This window comes from Bacteroides sp. An269, from assembly GCF_002159755.1.
GTDB classification, from domain to species: Bacteria; Bacteroidota; Bacteroidia; order Bacteroidales; family Bacteroidaceae; genus Phocaeicola; species Phocaeicola intestinalis.
In genome coordinates this window covers 1-17,885 of the sequence record NZ_NFJG01000098.1, presented here as the reverse complement: position 1 = coordinate 17,885, position 17,885 = coordinate 1, and the positions used below count along the sequence as shown (strand labels likewise).

The following is a 17,885-nucleotide window of genomic DNA, read 5'->3' as shown; positions in this document are numbered from 1 at the left end:
GCAACTTCGCCTCGCAAATCGCGGCGACATCCCTGACGGCTTTGCAATACAACATCCTTTCCTTAGTGAAGAGGTTTGCAGCCTACGAGACCATGGGAAAGCTCTTTGAAGACGTAACCAAGGATTCTTTGGAACTGTCCGTTGCGGAAAGGATATGGGGCGTCATGCAAGAACTGGTCATTGCGGTTGCGGAACTCTTCGGATTGACTGATGAAGATATCTATCAGGCTATCATCAACAGGGAGGAAGATATGAAACATATTTGCGACATTTATAGATTAAAACCTGCAAGTTGAACTTGCGAAACTTGAATAATCTTACCAATAAATAAAGGGCAACGCTTGTCTGATATTTACACGATTGAAACAAATACTATTCTTTGTAAGACGCTTACAGGATTGGGAGCTACTTATTCAGAAATCAAGGCTGAACGCCATTCTATTATTATAGAGTTAAACCAACCGCCCATTGTGGGCAAATGTAAAGACCCGAAACACAAGAAAGACAACCTTTTCGGGGTAATGCAGAAAGTCACGGTAGATGATGTGATTGCATATCTTGAAGACACCATTGCCAATGGTAAACTCATTAAGATACTATGTACACCCGAAAGTTTCTACAAGGTCAAGCAAGCCTTTGAATACTTGGAACTGAATATGTACACAATGTGCTTCATGTTGTTGGATGAGTGCCACAAACTTGTCAAGGACAACGATTATCGGGAGGATATAACTTTGCCAATAGACGATTTCTTTCATTTTGACGGGAAAGCTATGGTGTCAGCAACCCCGATTATTCCCTCTGACCTACGTTTTGAAGAACAAAATTTTATACTTGTAGAAGTCAAGCCCGATTATGATTATACCAAAGCAATGAACATAGTCCATACAAACAACGTGCTTGAAGCGTTGAAAGTGACCCTGCCCCAAATTCAACAGGTACAGGAAGAACCGAGAAGCATTTGCTTTTTCATCAACAGCACAGACATGATTCTTCAACTTATGAATAAGCTGAATATCATTGAGGACAGTGTGGTGTTTTGTTCCGCAAAGAGCGTGGATAAACTGAAACGAAGCGGATTCAACCGAGCTTATGATAATTGGAACGACAAGCACAAGAAGCCTTATATGTTCTTTACAAGCCGTTTTTACAGTGCATTGGATATAGAACTTGACGAGAAACCTGATGTTGCCTTTGTGACAGAGCCTTACTTTGCTGAATATACTATGATAGACCCTTGCACGGATGCGGTACAGGCAATCGGACGGTTTAGGGGTGGAGTTTCCACCATACACCATATCGTGAACACCAATGAAAGCTACCCTGTTAGAACAAAGTCCGGCATAGTAGAATATCTAAAAGCAAGTAGAGAAGCATATATGACGATAAAACGGATATATGATTGTACAACCTCTTTGGAAACAAGAAACGCTTTTAAGGCAGCGTTGGATATATTGCCATTTAACAAGATGCTGAAAAACGGCAAGATTGATTATTTTGCCATTGACAACTATATGGATGAAGCATTGGTTAAGTCCTCATACAACAACATTGACTTGCTCATGTCACTCTATGGAAAGACAAGCCATTTCAGAGCGGAAATATCCGATTCGCTATTTTATCCATTAGGCGACAAGGAACGGTTGACATTGGAGAACAAGAATACATCAATAAAGGAAAGCCGTAAAAAGTTGGTGGAGATTCTTGAATCTTTGAAAAACGACATGGATTCTCCCATTGTCCAAACGCACATAAGGGAACTTCGCAGACTTGACCCTTTTATAGTGGAAGCCTATGAAACGGTAGGAAAGGAAGTGATAGAGATTAACAATTACTCACCGAAGAAAATCAAAGAAGCCATGATACTGAAACGCTATCGGGAAAAGACGACAGGTGTTGAGTTTGTCCAACTATTGAAGAACTCCTTTCAAGTAGGGAAATGCTATACATTGAAATATATAAAGGCTGAATTAGTCAGACTTTATAAGATGCTTGACATATCGCCCAAAGATACGGTTACAGCACAGACGATTCGTGAGTTCTTCCAAGTCGAAGAATTATAGGAATAACTTTGTCATTCTTTTATAGTTGCAAAAACAAACAGCAACCTATAAATTATGCTTCTATCGACAGCTTGATAGTTGGCAAATGGAAAATGGTGGAATATGCTGATGGTTATGTTAATGTTCTTGACACACTTGGTTTTTACAAGAACGGTAAGGCTGACTGCCCACCTGAAACGGGTAAATTTACCTACCACCTGATAAAGCCTGATTTGTTGATTATCTATAATAAGGGCTTTGGAGAACAGCATTTCAAGATACTCAAACTATCCAATGACAGCCTTATAAAGCAACTTAGACGGCAAAGGATATATGCAGACAGCATAGACGAACTTGTAAGCGGAGAGATTGAGAAATATATAAGAGTGACAAACGAGTAACAAGATATACGTTTAATATAAAAACAAAAGACAGATGAAAACATTAAGAATTATGGGGTTGCTCTTTGCTCTTATTACATTGAGCATAGCTCTCACAACAAGCAATGTGCAAACTTATAAAGGCTCTATTGAGGGTGGCAGAACACTGCATACCGATGATATGGGACTGTTTAGTACCACTGATATTTACACAACACATGGTTTTCAATTTAACCCATACCTTTATGTGGGTGCAGGTGCTGGAATACGTTTAGGAGATAGCTATACTGCCATTCCCATATATGCAGATGTTAACTACACCATGTTAAAGAAGAAAGTTTCTCCCTTCATAGATGCAAAAATCGGATATAGCCTACTTGATGAATCCGGGAGTGGGTGTTAATTGGAACTTCTATAAAGGATTATCTGTGTTTCTAAAAGTTGGATATACCTACAATGCCAACCCTTGTGATGATTGGATAAAGCCAAATGAAATGGGATGGGTGTCAGAACAAAATAAAACGGATATTTACCCTCATGGTGTGTCTGTTTCTATTGGCTTCGGCTTCTAAAAAACTTGATAAGAAGAAATGGCATTTATTCAATATGGATGCCGTTTCTTTTTAGCTGGTACTTTTTTTGAACGGAATCCAATTTATAAGGAGGAGTAGAAAATAGTCTTCTTGCTAAAAATCATACTTGAAAGGCATTTATCAGTGGCTTATTGTACTATAATTCAACAATATTCACTACCTTTGCTCAAAACAAATCATAGACTATTATGTGCGAATATGCAGAAATAGAAAACATTCAACTCTCCAATGGAAAGACCGTCAAGGAAGTGAATGAGAATGTCCGCAAGGAAGTGGAACACATTTACTTGGAGGGCTGGGCAAAAGGCATTTCTATTCCATTTTGGGATAAGCAAGGCAACTTCTATTTGGCTAATCCTGACGGTAGTGAAGATTTGGTAGAGTTCAACCGTAAGGAAAGAAGCTACAAGGTTATTTCAAGAGTTGCAGACAAGGGGAAAGGCAGATACGCTTACCTGTTAAACAAATAGGAATGGAAACACGTCCTGAATTTACAGTAATAGCAGGTGTAAACGGAGCTGGTAAGAGCCGTTTGTCTCCTTATTATTTGCATTGCAAATCTTTTGATGGTGATTTGCTTGCACTCAATCTGCGTAAGGAACATCCTGATTGGATAGAACGCTGGATAAGTGGTACAGTAGCAAGCGAATTGCAGAAGCAAAAAGATGAAGCCATTGCACAGCATAAAGACTTCGCTTTTGAAACAAACTTCTCCAACGACCTTATTTTGAACATGATTGGGGAGTTCAAGGAAGCCGGATATAAAATCTCGCTTTTATATTTTGGTTTAGGGTCTTTGGAGGAAAGCACAACAAGGGTGATGCAAAGAAAGTTGTTTGGAGGACACGATGTTGCGAATGAAATCATAGAATACAACTTCTATGAGGGAATCAAGCGTGTACAAGAAAATCTGCATCTTTTTGACAATATCACATTTGTAGACGGGAACTCCAATTATGGAGAAATAGTGGCAATCTATATCAAGAAATCAGCTAAACACGAAATCACTAATCAGAGCTACGAATGGTTTAACCGTTTCTTTGCAGAAGCATTTGATAAACTAAAATAAAGGTAGTTTTGTCTATGGATAAAGAGCAAGCTATAAAATTGGCACAGCGATATAAAGCGGCAGTCGCAGAACGGTTGCCCTTAAAGGCTCTTTACCTTTATGGCTCATACAGCAAAGGCAACCATACAGAGGACATCAACAATCCTCTCTATGCAGACATTCTCAAAACGGGAATACTGATATAAAAGCAGGAATCACCTACCGGAACAAATACCTTATCATAAAAACTATACTATCTCTCAATATAGGAATAGTTGCAAACAACTTACTAAATATAGCCTTTATCATTGCATAAACTCATAAGAATGACTATCTTTGCAACAAGAACGAATGTTGACTGATTGTTGACTAATTCATTCTTAATAGAGTTCATTAACTTGTTAGCAATGATGTGCAAAGGACTTGTAGCTCAGTTGGTTGCATAGGAAAACGCAGCTTTTCTATGCCGAAGAGAGCAACAGACTCATAATCTGGAGGTCCCAGGTTCAAGCCCTGGCTGGTCCACGTTAAGAATCAAGCACTTACGAGAAATCACAAGTGCTTTTTTCTTTGTCTGCGTAAACAATGCGTAAACAAACGGTTTGAGTTGGCTCTGTTTACACATAGAATTTCTATGAAATCCCATGCCATTCTATAACATAACTCATTGAAATATTCTGTTAATATGACTCTACTTGGCGGTTAAATAAACTCAAATATATTCCATTTACACTTTGATTTATAGAATAATATCGTACTTTTGTATTGCGTAATGCATTTGTGGCAAGCCATGACCTTGGTGGTGCTCTTTCTTGAAAAAGAAAAGTGAGTTTGCTTAACCGCCGTGGGAGGGTTATCCCATTCCGATGGATCAATGCGTAGAGGGAGTACCAGTCGGAGGGTTCTCTATGACAAACGAAACGCGAGAGTTGCTTCAGGGGTTGAGGCCGATTAGCATAAGCCCGGTTACCAGTCAGCGACAGAAGACAACGAGATTGCACCGCTGCATATAACGGCAATGTTTTTATCCGTCTAGGGATAGGGACTCTGTGGTTATATGCAGTGTTTTGTATATGTATGCCTCACATTGCAAAGCGTCTGTATTCAGAGGTTATGTTGAACATAAACAATGAATGCAATGGAAAAACAGACAAAGTCCCTGTCGCTTTTCAAGGAATGGAACTGTTCTGTTTCTGTCGTGTTGGACTCACGTACTCGCAGGAAAAACGCGTGCGAGTTTCCGTTATCTCTCCGTTTCACGATAGACCGCAAATTCTTTTATCTTACTGCCGGAAGTTCTTTCACTGAAAGAAAGTTCTCAGACATCTGTAATGCGACTAAATGCAAGAGCGAGAACTACAAACTTCAAAAAGAGTGGAAAGATACCTTTGTTCCCAAATACAAAGAAATGCTGATGAATCTGAACAAGGGTGGCATCCTGACATTTGAAATGGTACGCCAATGTATCATGGGTGAGGGTGTGATGCTATCCAAAGAAAACATGACCAAGTCACAATCCTTTATTGATATATGAACTATTAAAAGACAAGAATCATGGGAATTGGAAAATCAAAAATCATTCCATCAATAAACGTTGATGATATGTTGAAAAAGGCTGGAATCAGCCATGAGATAGAGGCTGAAAAGCAGGATGCAGACAAGCGGCTCACAGAAATCCGTGAAGCAAAAGAGGCACTATTGAAAATCCATCAAGATCTTCTGGATGCTATTAAAGCTGAGGGTGAGGCTGCGATGGTTTTGCAGGAAGCTATTAGTAGTTCCAATAATGTTATCAACGGCATTTGCAATGCGATTGTAAAAGCAGAGCAAAACACGCGGTTCAAGGCAACTATAAAATTCGAACATCTTGTCCAGCTTCAACAGCTCTTAAACCAAGCCATTGAGACATGGAAAACCATGCTGGGAAATCACCGTTCCGAACAGGCGAAGATGCTAACGGAACATGAATCCAATATGCGCAAAATCCTTAGGCGGAATGAAGGTGTTTGGTTCTCTGACTTCTGGATGAAAGTTTTGGTAATATTTTTGTTCGTTTATACGATGGCATTAGGGTTGATTGTATATTGTGTCGCGTGAAGTGTCATGTGCGATGCCATCCAATATGGACGGTTTTCTGCCTCTAACATGCTCCAGTCTTTACCAACAACTTGTTAGCAAATTAAAAAGCAAAGTTCGGAAAAGCGACTGAACTTCGCCGCCATTTCCTTAAATACCCCTTTCTGAATAATCAATACTTTCATTAGATTTCAATCAGGTTCGGAACGTGTAATCTCCATTCATGATCGCACCATTTGAGAAAATAGTTAAACCATCTTTCTTTACGCCATGCTGTTTATGGATATGGCCAAACAGATGTAAACGGGGTTTTATTTCTTTTATCCTCGCCAAAAGTTCTGTCGAACCATAGTTTAACTCATCGTCAAAATCAAGAATACCATAGGGCGGGCAATGGGTAATCAATACGTCAGTATTGGTAGGTACGGCTGCATAGTTGCGACTCTGACGGTCAGAAATACAATCTTCCATGAACATGGGAACACCATAGAATTTAACTCCATCAATAACCACACCGGAATTACATAGATAATGTACATTCTTATCCAGTCCATCTATCTTAGATCCGTATAGGCAGGCATCGTGATTGCCACAAATAAAAATCTTGTGAGGGTAAGGAAGGTCGCAAAACCAATTCATGAAATCAATGGCTTCTTGCTCGCTTCCATTCATGGTAAAATCTCCTGAATGTATAAGGATGTCAGCATCGGGCAGCTGTGTGAGCCGCCGATGCTGACTGTGAGTGTCAGAGATGTGGAGAAAATTAATTGAGTTGGTCGGCATTTCCTTTTGAAATTCTATAACGGTCTATACATTGGTCCATCTTCTCAACCAAATCCTTTTCATCCTTTATCTCGCTACCATTAATGGTCAGGTTGTTGTTTTCTTCATAAAGGCGTTTATTGTCCTCATACAGGTCAATCCAATTCCAATGTTGCCAACGGAACGCATACTCTGCATCATCAACATAAATGAAATGGATGTCCCATCCCCAGAAAAAATCACACCCTTCAATCTTCTGGTTGGTGTAGATCTTGCCAAGCTGTTTGTTGGACAGGTCAATGCACCCGCCGTAAAGGGTTGACAATAGCTTGTTACGCTTGTCAGCGATTATGTATTTCTTCCTATCAGCTTTTGCGTTGTAGGGATAGAGAATGTAAATGTCGTTGTCCCTGTAGTTCAAATAACATCCTCTCTCAATATAGTCCAATAAACCGGATATCACAAGTTCTTCTTGCACAGCCTTTTGCTTTCCTTCGAATGATGAGTGGTAATCAGGATTAACCTCGAAACTGGAAGAACACAACATTTCATCGATTGGGCAACTCCACTTGTCATCTAACAAATTAGAACGCCAAGACGATTGCGTACTATCAAAAGTAATCCCCAAAAACATATCCCATTCTGTAAATTTACTAATAAAATACCGCAATAAAGTGGATTTGTTCTTGTAAAATCCTTTTTCGCCGAATAGAAACTGAGCATTTCTCCATTTTGTCGTAAAATTATTCCACTCCCATTTATTGTTTTTATTTCTAAACAGAAATCGGATTGCACCATTGAAAAAGGCATATCCTTCTGCTTCCGATATAGCCGACTCCCAATTCCATTCTTTATCGTCACTCCAATCAGTAGGCCGCTCGGGTAGTTGCGCTTCCTGAGGTTTAAGTATTTGCTTGGCTTTCGCTATTTCCTCTCCTAATTGTTCAGGAGACGCTTTTGATTGTATTTTGAAATCTTCGCTTGCCAAATATTCATAGATGTTTTCCACGTGTTTGCTCAATTCATCTATTAATTTCAGACGAGCGACCATTGCGTCAACCGTATTTATCGTGGTGTTCTCCGCTAAATTGCACACCACTCTCATCCACCTTCTGAAGCGACGCTCATTGAACGCTGAGCAGGATTCCAAATACCGGCATACCCCGAAGAATACCACCCTTTGCGTCTGCGTGAGCGTGGAAATGGTATTACCAGTATATTTAGGGATGAAATCAAACTCCCCGAACCACTTTGGCAGATACGCACAGACATCTTCCTTGACTCCTGCTAAACGCTCAAAAAGGGAACTTAGATTCTCCAAGAATTCTGGCTTTGAGAGGATGGAAGAATAGATGCTAAAGCCATTATCATAGCGAAGCGATGAATCGTCTGATTCCGTTCCATATAGTTTCCATTCTTTTGATGTGTCCTTTGCGTCATTATATATGATAGCGCAATTCAAGAGATATCTGTTTAGGAAAGCAAAGAAAATCCTGTCAATCTCTCCATTACTGTCGCGATTCTTCCAAAAGACATCCGTCCATTCAGTGTCAAGTTTTATAGGAATGCCCTTTTCGGTATTAAGAAATCTTCCCCAAGCATCATCCTCTTTTGCCTTTTCTTCAATGTATCCGATAAAATCAGCCTTGAAATTCTCGAATGAAGTGAGTTGCTTACCACGAGCGTTCATTTTGATGTACAAGTTATCCGTTAGCTTAAAGTCTTTAAGATTAAGATAATAAAACACGATAGGTGCATTTTCAGAAGTCAAAGCTGTCCAATAACTTTCAAAACTCTCTTTGTTTGCGTCAAACAATTCTTCCAAGCCATCAATAATATCGTTACCTTGTTTATCGTTAATCTTTGTGCCGCCAATCATTCTCAACATTGATTGTATGGTTGGGTCTTGCTTCCAGGAAGAGTAAAACCAAGTGCGGCTGGTTATGAAATCCACAATTCCTATGTTGCCTTCATATTCTTCAAAATTTTGGGGTATGCATAGGTTTCTGCAAAACTCCCTTGAAGATATTCGCGTCTCGTATGTGAAATTTCTCAGCCTTACAGAGGCTTCTTCGAGCTTGCCAGCCCTGAGTGCCACGTACCAATGAAGCAGCCATAGCGTGGTAAGCCTTTGTTGACCGTCAAGTGGAGATAGTTTGCCTTCGTCTTCGGAACCATAAACAAAATCAAGTTTCAATGCAGGTTCCGGCAATTGATAATCTAATGCTAGCTTTAGGTTCACGAGAAAATTGTTGCGCAAGTGTTCTTTGCCCAATCTGCCCTGTGCATAGTCGCGTTGTATTATCGGAATTTCTATTTGGTAATTGCCGATAAATTTCCAGAAAGAAGTTGCTTCGTTTGTCATTGTTTGTCCTCCTGATCGTTTTGTTCAAGCTTTTCCAAGCATGAGTCTATGTCGTTTTTGTAAGCTTCAGCGTCAGCTTTTGTCCAATAGTTATTGTCACCGATTGTAGATGAGTAATATTTTAGGAATACTTGTTTCGTGCACGGTGGAACAAAAGAGGAAGTGGCCCACTTGCTTTCTTTGTCTATTGCGAGCTTCCCGTCTTTCATTAGCTTCGGTACTGGTATCAGTTTGCCTTGGTCCTTGCCAATAATGACACGGCGTTTCGCGGAAAAAATGGCGTTGCCATAACTCCTGTTTGTTGATGAATCAAGCAGGGTGTAATTCCATATTCTGTTCTTTTCTTCTGGCGTCCAGACCTCAGGACCTTCATTGAAGTTCTTTTTTATTTTCTTGAAAAGCTCGTCTTTTGTATTTTTATCCTCGGTGTCGAAATAGTTGTTTATGTATTTCCGTATATCTTCATCGGCACTTAGATAGACGTTGACAAGCCATTCCTTGCGTGTGCCGTCATCTTCTTCCGAGTTGCTTGTGCTGGAATTGATGTGCTCCACGTCCCATCCTTCCAACTTATACAGGTGGAACGGAAATTTGTAAAATATCCCTATCTGGTATTTATTGTTGCTTTGTTGTGCCTGGTTTTGATTTATCACAGTCTGTATGTTGTGAAACAGCAATAGGCGGCAGCAGTTGCGCTTGTCGCTTCCATCTTCTTTGTATGGGTAGTCTGTGCTATTGTTGCCTATCGCTTTCTTGATTTCGTCTTTCAGGTAGCGTACAAATTCCTTCTTACCTTTCTTCGCTTTCCATGAGTTTACAAGTTGTTTAATGGGAATGGTGCCTACCGCAAGGAGAAAACCCACGTAATGATAAAGTTCCAAGTCATCATACCATTCATTAAACGTCTGGAAATAGGATTTTACAGTCTGCCAAGCCTTTTCTGTTTTTTGCAATAGGGTTTCTTCGTCATTATTCCCATCTATGTGTGAGGACTTGAAGTATTCATAAAAATATCGGAATGTCCTGTGTTCGTCAGAACCAATAATCTTTTCCTTTTCATCCTCTTTATTGAGTTTTTCAATATTAAGCGAATTTCTGCTGCAAATCAAATTGAAGATGAAGTCTATACGCGTCGGACGATCATAACCCTTGTCGTGCAGGAATAGCCAAAACTCGTCGCTTTGCAGGGTATATTCTATCTTATCCCATTCGCTTGCGATTTCTTGTTGCCTCAATCTTAAACTGTCCGTCGACTTTCCCGCAAAATTAGATCTGTTGAGGAACAATGCCTTTATCAGCTCTGAATTGGTAAGGGCTATTTTGCCGATGTTCAGTCGGGTGAACACCTTTATGGGGTCTTCGTCAACAGATTCATACCATATAAAATTAACTTTGTTTTTCAGCTTGTCCAAGAATGCCCCTTTGTCAAAGTCTGGTTTGAGCCATTCCTTCACGGTTTTCTTGGCTTGATCCATATAATAAAAGTCAATGTTGTCCCTTTCATTATATTTATCCATATTGAGAAGGAACTCCCTGCTTTTGGCGCGAGTTGCGTATTCCAATGAATAAGGCTCATTGGAGTCAAGGCTTCTGAGAATGATGTATATAGTGGTAAGTCGCTGTTGACCGTCTATAACTTCCCACTTGCCAACGCTCTTATTGAGAATTTCCCTTATCTCTGAAAGTTTATTCGTTTCATGTATTTTTGTTACAATATCTTTTTCGTTGCGTAGTCTCACCACCAATGGTTGCAAGCAATAGAATCCATCCTTGCTGGCATCGAACTCGTTGATGTCGTTGAGCAAGTCCTTCACTTGTTGGCGTGTCCACCTGTAGCCGCGCTGATAATTCGGGATGAAAAAGCTCAAGCCTGAAAGCTCTCCTATTGTTTTCAATCCAATTTGATTGTCGTTACATTGTTTTTCCATAATATTCGTAATTTTATAATTTTCCACCATAGTACTTCATTTCCTCTAATCCACAAAGTCCGAAGTCCTTTATTTCTCTCAGAAACAACCGTGCGCACATCTCGGCATCATTGCCTGCCCGGTGGTGTTGCCCGTAAGATATCTTGAATTGGTCGCAAAGGTAATCCAGACTGTTGCAACCGAAGTTGTATAACCTGCGTGCTGCACGGAGGGAACAATAATAGGTAATGTCAGGCTTCTTAATGCCGTATAGTTCCAACGAATGACGGATGCAACCGATGTCAAAAGCGGCATTGTGAGCCACAAGCACTGGTATGTCTTTAAGGTATTTGCTGATTTCTGCCCATATTTCCGGGAATTCCGGTGAATAGACAGTATCATTCGGTCGGATGCCGTGAATCTGCATGTTCCAATAACTGTAACTATTTCCTTGCGGACGGACAAGCCACGAACGGGTTTCCACAATCTCTCCGTCACGCACTACGCAGATGCCTGCTTCACAGATGGAAGCACGTTTGCCTGTAGCTGTCTCAAAATCTATGGCGATGAAATTTATTCCTTGCATGGTTTATCCTCCTCTTTCCAAGTATAATAGTTCAACATGTTTTTTGCAAAATTGCGCATTTCGCTGCGCACGGATTCCGGCTCCAGCACTTCTACCTGGTCGCCTTGGGCAAGAACCAACTGATAGAAGTCGAAAGTCGGTTTTAGATGATATTCAAAGAGTGTGGACTCATCATCGCCTTCTATTTCCCGTTGTGATTCGTGCAAGGGTAAGGTACGCAGATAATCGGCAAAACCGCCATAAGCCAAAAGAACAATGCGCTGTATGGGTTCATTCGATGTGATTACTCCACAGCATCCTTTAAAATAGTGATTGATATCAAAGTCCTTTTTCATCTTGAATGTCTTGCCCGTGTCCTGAATGTCTGAAATACGGTCGAGAGCATACACTCGGTAGACATCAGCAGGCTTAATGCCTTTCTCTTTATTCCGGTCTGAATAATAGGGACTGCGTGCCACCACGTACCAACGGCACTTCACGACTTTTAGGCAGTATGGCTCAATCACAAACGTGTTGGCTTCCGGTTTGCCGAAGCCTTGGTGCGTAATGCTCAACACATGATTGCGCCGCATGGCTTCGGCGATAGGCGTGAGCCATGTTTGCCCTGATGGAATATCCTCAAAAATAATCCGGTCTTCCAACTTGTTGTCTGCCTGAATTTGGTTCAAGGTGGCATAGGAACTGATTAGCCAACTTTGCAGGTTATTTCCTTCCAGCCGTTCCGGCTCGTCTATGTAATACCGATAGCCGTCTTTCCTATCACATTCGATGTACACGTCAAAGATGTCCTTGATAGCCTTCTGGTGATTATGGAACGTGCGCAAAGGCAATTCCTCACCATAACCCAGTCCGCTTTCCCGCCAAAGCTCATTGATTTCTTGAAATGTCAGACGTTTGTATCTGCGCAGGGTATCTATCAACCAGACGTACCGTCCGAAAAGATTTGCTGCCATATCACATTTTTGTTTATTATTATATTGACCAAATGTATAAATGGAATGTAATGAGATCACATGAATGGTCGACACTCATTTTTTAGTCCCTTCCTCTATTTTATTCATCCATTCTTTTACCTTTGAAGGTATTTTATCGTTTTCATCCAATTCATTAAGTACATAATACCCATCCTTTTCTGGTTTAAGATTGCCACAACCAATTTTTTGTATTAGTTCTTTGAGGAGTTCTGGTTGTTCTGTCCTGTTTGCCAACTTTATTTTTACATTACCTGTTTTTTCTCGCGTGACATCAATGAACGGACGGTCTGCATTATTTTCGTAGGTGCATGCGAGAGTGTCCCAATACCATGTAAATATATCCCAGCCCTCACGTGTTCCTACGTTGTCCTTTAATTTTATAATGTGATTTTCACGTTCAACAATGTCCATAAGGTTCACTATCTTCTCATAAAGATATTCACGCAGTTTTTTATTGTCGCAGAAATATGTGTATAATTGCCCTTCGGGTATGTTGTAAAACTCATCGTCGAAGTATTTCCACCATGTGCCATGGCTCCTGCGGCCTCCATATTCCCACTTCAAGGCTTTAGCGAAATTCGGGTCACGCTCATATGAAGCTTGAATGTAATAATGCCCGTCGTACCATCCTACATCCACAAAGGCAGGCTGATTATTGCCTGCGTCAGAGCCTGTCAACGTAAGCATAAAACCGTTTTTGCTGGCAAGATAATCATTGACCGTCCAACCTCTGAGAGTCCAGTCTTTTTTCTTTTCTTCCCAGTCTTCGTCTGCGGTCTTTGCATCATTAGTTTTTATATTATCTTTCGTGTCGACAGGCATTTGTTGAGGCGCATCGCCATCGTTTTGTTCAAGTTTAAATGCGTCAAGAAAGTTTAAGAGCGTCTTGTTCCATTTAAGTGTTTCATGCCTTTTATAGTTCTCATATAGGTCGGCTTTAAATGCTTCCATTATATCGAACAAATTTTTTAAAACTACTTTCAAATCTTCTTCACTAAGTTTTTCCAGCGCGTTGCCGTCCTCCTTAATTGTCCTTTTAAATATTTCTTTAACGCTTTCGCTTATTTTCTCAACCCGTTCAGGTGCACAGTGCATGGCCACCGACGAAGTCTTGAATGCCAGCTTTAGCTTCTCCTCGTTGGTATTCTTTCCGTCTTTAATAACATCGTATAAGGTCGAAAGGTATTCTTGGTATATGCGCAGTTTTTCTTCAAACACCTTGCCTTTCTTCTCGCGCTTTTCGTCACTGTCGGTTTGACCTATAAGGAGCATCATGGTGATAATTGCCGTGATGATGACTCCGATTATTGCAGCAAACATCTCATACCAAAGTTCTTTACCAGTATAAAGCCTCAAATAGACGGCAAAAGCGCATGCTATTACTATCAAAGCTATCGTTGAAGCTATAATGACCGAATTCTTGTGATCAGTCAACACTTGTTTCATTTTATTCATACGTGTAAGTTAAGGATAATAAAACAGAGATAAAATCTAACACATGGTTGTACTTTATCTCTGTAATAGAGTTTTTTAGTCTAAGTTCTTGAACTCGAAGTCGTATTTACTACAGCAGGCCTTACGGTAGTCGAAGCCATACTTATCCATATAAGCTGCTTGCAACTCTTTCGCCCCATTGTAGAAAGGGTCTGAGGTGTGGTGTTCCGTTGTTACGATGACCGACATTTCCGGTGTAAGGACTGTTCCGTTGCAGCGTTTCACTCGCTTGGGGACAACTTGAAATACTTTGCTCATAATTATACAAATTTAAAAGTTAAACATTGGTATATTTAGTTAACTGCTATAGTTGCTTTTTTATTTGTACTTACAGTCCTACAAGCTATGCCTTTATAAACGTAAGACGTGGAACTGCAAGTCCACATTTAGTTTGGAGGTCCTAGGATAACCTTAACACAAGTGTGGAGTATAGCAGCCCACGCCATATCGCGTGAGAACCACTATGCCGTCTTCTTGTGTTAATCTGAAAATTTCCTAGGTTTCCAAACTACAAGATCAGCAACGCTTCTTCTCTAATCAAGTCATTATGTGCGGTGAGTTTTTCGGTTCATCCGCAAACGCAAATATACAATAAAAATAGAGAATAATGCAATGTACTCCACACTTCCACACTTTTTACCTAAACATTGTAAAGTAATGTCGCAAAGATACAACATAGATGTGCCAAATTGCAGCATTATTGATGCAAATTTTTTTTGTGGTTCTGCCTCGTTTTGGCACTTGCCGACATTTACTTTGCAGCAGAATTGAAGTTAAACCTTTTAATAACAAGTAGTATGGCAACAAAGAATTGGAACAACGATTTTATGGCTAAAGTATTGGAAGAAGCCGCATGGAAAGAACTGTCGAATGAATTTGCGTGGAATGAGCAACTGCTGGAAAAGTACAAGGACAAGGTGTCGTGGAAAGAGATTTCCGACAATCGGAACATTCTTTGGACTGTATCCATGATAGAGAAGTTCAAGAACAAAGTAGATTGGGATGAGCTTTCCGGTTCCGACAACGAACATCTGTTTTCGGCTGAAAATCTGGGAAAATACAAGAATTGTTGGAACTGGTCTAAATTGTCGGGTAATTCAAGCGTGGAACTGACTCCCGCGCTCTTGGAACAGTTTGCCGAATATTGGGATTGGAGTGAAATCATCGACTGTTATAACCGGGATGATTTGTACAGCATGGAGTTTCTGGAGAAATACCAGGATTATATTCCGGCATCCGCCCTGCAGCGTTCACGCCTGTGGGATAAATTGGTTGAAGACGAAAAGAAACAATTAAAGATACGTATTCTTTCATAAAGTAAAATGAAAACGATAGAAAGCTGTTCCGTCCCACATGGTACCGGACGCATCACAAGGATGAAATCATCGGAAACATTCGTGATACGGTGGACATTATGAATGTGATAAAGCCAATCTATAATTTCAAAACAGCAGAATAATATGGACGAACCTAAGATGTTGTCAGGTTTAAGCCAAAGTGATTACAGCTATCCGTTGGCTGACGTGTCGTATTTGTCGGAAGAAGAGAAAAAGGATTTGCTAAGACGAGGGATGCGCAGGCCGAAGGAACTGTATTCCGATGAGGAGTTTGAACAATGGGTAACGGTATTTGCTGAATGGAACACATACAGCCACAGCAACGGCCATAAGCCTACGGAAGAAGAAAGAAACTCCGAAAAAATGGCTACCGCAAGTTATGAGCGTGGCTTGTGGTATCACCGCAAGCGTTTCAACGAATGGAAAAAAGAACATCTGCAACCGCTCATTGACGAGTTGGTGGAACATGCCGCCCACGACCCGCAATATGACTGGCAATATCTGTATGCTTTGGAGTGTGCCAAATTGCGTTGTATGAGGGCTTACTTCTCACATTCTTTGATAGCGAACGAGAATGGTAACTTCAGCTTCAACCGCTGGATAGATATTTGCATCAGCCTGCTGCAACATATCAAAGGAGATGGCCTGCACATCTCCCGGCAACAGATTGAACGAATGAATACCAGAAATGTAAAGAATATAGTTCCTTCCACTCTAGTGGGCGCTTATGAAGAAGCGCCTGCACCAAGTGATGAAGAAGACGGTCTTCCCGACAAGTTCTATTATGGCAAGAAAATATATGTCCGCAAAATGGAGCGGCTGTATTACCGGATACGTCTTTACAAGATGAGGGAGTGGTGGGAATAAAGCAAACATTAGTAGGTAATAACTCCAAGAAAGGGATATCAGTATATTGGCATCCCTTTCTTAAACTTATCTCTTGTTCAATAACAGCGTAACCTTTACTTCCTTTTTCTCATAATCTTCTGTCTGCATACCGAACAACATGTTTGTGTATCCAAGATGTTGCATCACGGATTTACGGAAGAGCTCAAGCTCCGTTTCATCCAGCGGGCAGTGAGAAGGACAACGGATGAAGATAACGGCACTGTCATACTTCGTAAGGTCAAACAGCTGATATTGGGTCATTGACTCCAGAATGTAGGCGAGGCGTGAACCGGTATCCTGTGTCACAGAGTGGTAATCATACTGTCTACCGTATTGCATACTGAGCAGAAACTCCACGTCGCTCCGCCTAAAGGTGCTGCCTTCGGCGGAAAGCATCCTTACCAGATTCTCTCGTGCGGCCATTTTGCGCAGATATTCTTCCCGTTTGTCCTGACGGTATTCCCGCTTTCGTTTTGAGCGGTTCATGCGATTGTTAAAGAAATCACGCGCGTTTGTCCACTTGACATAACGCCGTCCGTCCTTCCCTTTACTGCGTAGTCGGCGTGGAGTCTGATGCCGCCAGATGCTTTCTTCCAGTTTATCCAAAGCAACTTCATACTTATTAGTCAAAACCTTTGGCCCAAATTTTCTTTGCCATGTTTCCTCTCTTTCGTCAGGTGAAAATCCCCAATAAGTGATTTCCCATAGGCAATGCATAGCTAGTTCTGCTAGAGAAAGATGCACATCATCGGTTATGACGATTTCCTTGGCCAAATCTTCTTCCCAACTGCTATCATGCATCGGTCCGACGCTAATCCATTTCTCTTCACCTTCAAATTCTCCGCCAGACCATTCCACGTGTATTTCTCCGTTAAATCCAGTAGCAGGTTCCATGCCTTGAAGAATGTCGTATGCCTCGCGGAAGGCATAGATGTTGTCAAGATGCTCCGGTTCGTGTCTTTTCAGATGCGGAAGAAGTTCGTCGAAGCCGACTTGGGTCAATAGTTCTTTTAGTTTCATAAGCATTATAGGTTTGTCCATTTCTGGGACAAAGGAACGATATGCTTGTGCCAATACCAAGCATTGCTGCAAAATTTTATAGCCTAATGGGGTAGAAAGCCAATACTTTTATGCTATTTTTGTGAAAAAGAATAGGCTTATGGCTGAAATACACAAACTATTAAATCAAGCGAGACTGATTATAGAAAAAGTTAAAGTGTCCTGTAATGAAAGCCGTCTACGTGGAGAACAATTCAATAGAGTTTATGTAATTTAGATTTGTTATATATCGCGCATACGCGTACCTTTGCGACATGAATTACCACGACCATAAAGACAACAGCAAAAGTTTCCGTGCCTTGACGGGAGTTAGCCATGAACAGTTTTGTGCGCTTCTCCCTTATTTCGAGGCTGCGCATGAGGACTATTTGTCC

At 40.8% G+C, this 17,885-nt stretch carries 17 protein-coding genes, 1 tRNA gene and 2 pseudogenes; 12 read left to right on the top strand and 8 right to left on the bottom strand.

What is annotated here, in order from left to right; genetic code table 11:
* From B5F71_RS15085 to B5F71_RS15050, 10 genes and pseudogenes are all read left to right on the top strand, one after another.
* Positions 1–296: pseudogene (locus B5F71_RS15085) on the top strand (IS4 family transposase); the annotation flags it as partial.
* A 45-nt stretch (positions 297–341) separates the two neighbouring features.
* Positions 342–2,063 (top strand): hypothetical protein, encoded by a 1,722-nt coding sequence (locus B5F71_RS15080; protein WP_241148623.1) that lies wholly within the window; start codon positions 342–344, stop codon positions 2,061–2,063.
* A 92-nt stretch (positions 2,064–2,155) separates the two neighbouring features.
* Positions 2,156–2,443 (top strand): hypothetical protein, encoded by a 288-nt coding sequence (locus B5F71_RS15075; RefSeq protein ID WP_143269915.1) that lies wholly within the window; start codon positions 2,156–2,158, stop codon positions 2,441–2,443.
* 34 nt (positions 2,444–2,477) lie between these two features.
* On the top strand, positions 2,478–2,825 hold the full coding sequence (locus B5F71_RS15070; protein ID WP_241148622.1) for a hypothetical protein: 348 nt from the start codon (positions 2,478–2,480) through the stop codon (positions 2,823–2,825).
* 378 nt (positions 2,826–3,203) lie between these two features.
* Entirely contained in the window at positions 3,204–3,485 is a 282-nt protein-coding gene (locus B5F71_RS15065; RefSeq protein WP_087211849.1) for a xenobiotic reductase B, read from the top strand.
* Between the two features lie 2 nt (positions 3,486–3,487).
* Positions 3,488–4,084, top strand: a complete 597-nt coding sequence (locus B5F71_RS15060; protein WP_087211846.1) for a zeta toxin family protein — start codon at positions 3,488–3,490, stop codon at positions 4,082–4,084.
* Between the two features lie 14 nt (positions 4,085–4,098).
* On the top strand, positions 4,099–4,269 hold the full coding sequence (locus B5F71_RS20700; RefSeq protein ID WP_164470541.1) for a hypothetical protein: 171 nt from the start codon (positions 4,099–4,101) through the stop codon (positions 4,267–4,269).
* A 213-nt stretch (positions 4,270–4,482) separates the two neighbouring features.
* Positions 4,483–4,588 (top strand) — tRNA-Met (locus B5F71_RS20400).
* Between the two features lie 613 nt (positions 4,589–5,201).
* Positions 5,202–5,588 (top strand): annotated as a pseudogene (locus B5F71_RS15055) (integrase); the annotation flags it as partial.
* A gap of 29 nt (positions 5,589–5,617) precedes the next feature.
* Complete coding sequence (locus B5F71_RS15050; protein WP_087211842.1) at positions 5,618–6,160, top strand: hypothetical protein; 543 nt, start codon at positions 5,618–5,620, stop codon at positions 6,158–6,160.
* A 174-nt stretch (positions 6,161–6,334) separates the two neighbouring features.
* Here B5F71_RS15050 and B5F71_RS15045 read toward each other — a convergent pair whose 3' ends face one another.
* The 7 genes from B5F71_RS15045 to B5F71_RS15015 form a co-directional block, all read right to left on the bottom strand.
* Positions 6,335–6,922, bottom strand: coding sequence for a metallophosphatase domain-containing protein (locus B5F71_RS15045; protein WP_241148621.1), 588 nt, complete (start codon positions 6,920–6,922; stop codon positions 6,335–6,337).
* Positions 6,903–9,266 (bottom strand): DUF262 domain-containing protein, encoded by a 2,364-nt coding sequence (locus B5F71_RS15040; protein WP_087211839.1) that lies wholly within the window; start codon positions 9,264–9,266, stop codon positions 6,903–6,905. The genes B5F71_RS15045 and B5F71_RS15040 overlap by 20 nt, the downstream gene beginning before the upstream one ends.
* Complete coding sequence (locus tag B5F71_RS15035) at positions 9,263–11,194, bottom strand: DUF262 domain-containing protein (RefSeq protein ID WP_087211863.1); 1,932 nt, start codon at positions 11,192–11,194, stop codon at positions 9,263–9,265. The genes B5F71_RS15040 and B5F71_RS15035 overlap by 4 nt, the downstream gene beginning before the upstream one ends.
* Positions 11,195–11,207: 13 nt before the next feature.
* Complete coding sequence (locus B5F71_RS15030) at positions 11,208–11,759, bottom strand: 3'-5' exonuclease (RefSeq protein WP_087211836.1); 552 nt, start codon at positions 11,757–11,759, stop codon at positions 11,208–11,210.
* Entirely contained in the window at positions 11,747–12,712 is a 966-nt protein-coding gene (locus B5F71_RS15025) for a WYL domain-containing protein (RefSeq protein ID WP_087211833.1), read from the bottom strand. The genes B5F71_RS15030 and B5F71_RS15025 overlap by 13 nt, the downstream gene beginning before the upstream one ends.
* 75 nt (positions 12,713–12,787) lie before the next feature.
* Positions 12,788–14,179 carry a hypothetical protein gene (locus B5F71_RS15020; protein WP_087211829.1) on the bottom strand — a complete coding sequence of 464 codons (1,392 nt, stop codon included), beginning with the start codon at positions 14,177–14,179 and terminating at the stop codon, positions 12,788–12,790.
* An 84-nt stretch (positions 14,180–14,263) separates the two neighbouring features.
* Positions 14,264–14,485: a DUF6140 family protein gene (locus B5F71_RS15015; protein WP_087211826.1), complete on the bottom strand. Its 222-nt coding sequence runs from the start codon at positions 14,483–14,485 to the stop codon at positions 14,264–14,266.
* A 539-nt stretch (positions 14,486–15,024) separates the two neighbouring features.
* Between B5F71_RS15015 and B5F71_RS15010 the strand changes: the two genes are divergently transcribed.
* Positions 15,025–15,543, top strand: coding sequence for a hypothetical protein (locus B5F71_RS15010; protein ID WP_087211823.1), 519 nt, complete (start codon positions 15,025–15,027; stop codon positions 15,541–15,543).
* A gap of 144 nt (positions 15,544–15,687) precedes the next feature.
* A complete protein-coding gene (locus B5F71_RS15005; protein ID WP_087211820.1) occupies positions 15,688–16,431 on the top strand; it encodes a hypothetical protein in 744 nt (247 codons plus the stop codon).
* A 66-nt stretch (positions 16,432–16,497) separates the two neighbouring features.
* On the opposite strand, the gene B5F71_RS15000 is transcribed toward B5F71_RS15005, so the two are convergent.
* Positions 16,498–17,472 (bottom strand): hypothetical protein, encoded by a 975-nt coding sequence (locus B5F71_RS15000; protein WP_087211861.1) that lies wholly within the window; start codon positions 17,470–17,472, stop codon positions 16,498–16,500.
* Positions 17,473–17,885: the final 413 nt, after the last annotated feature.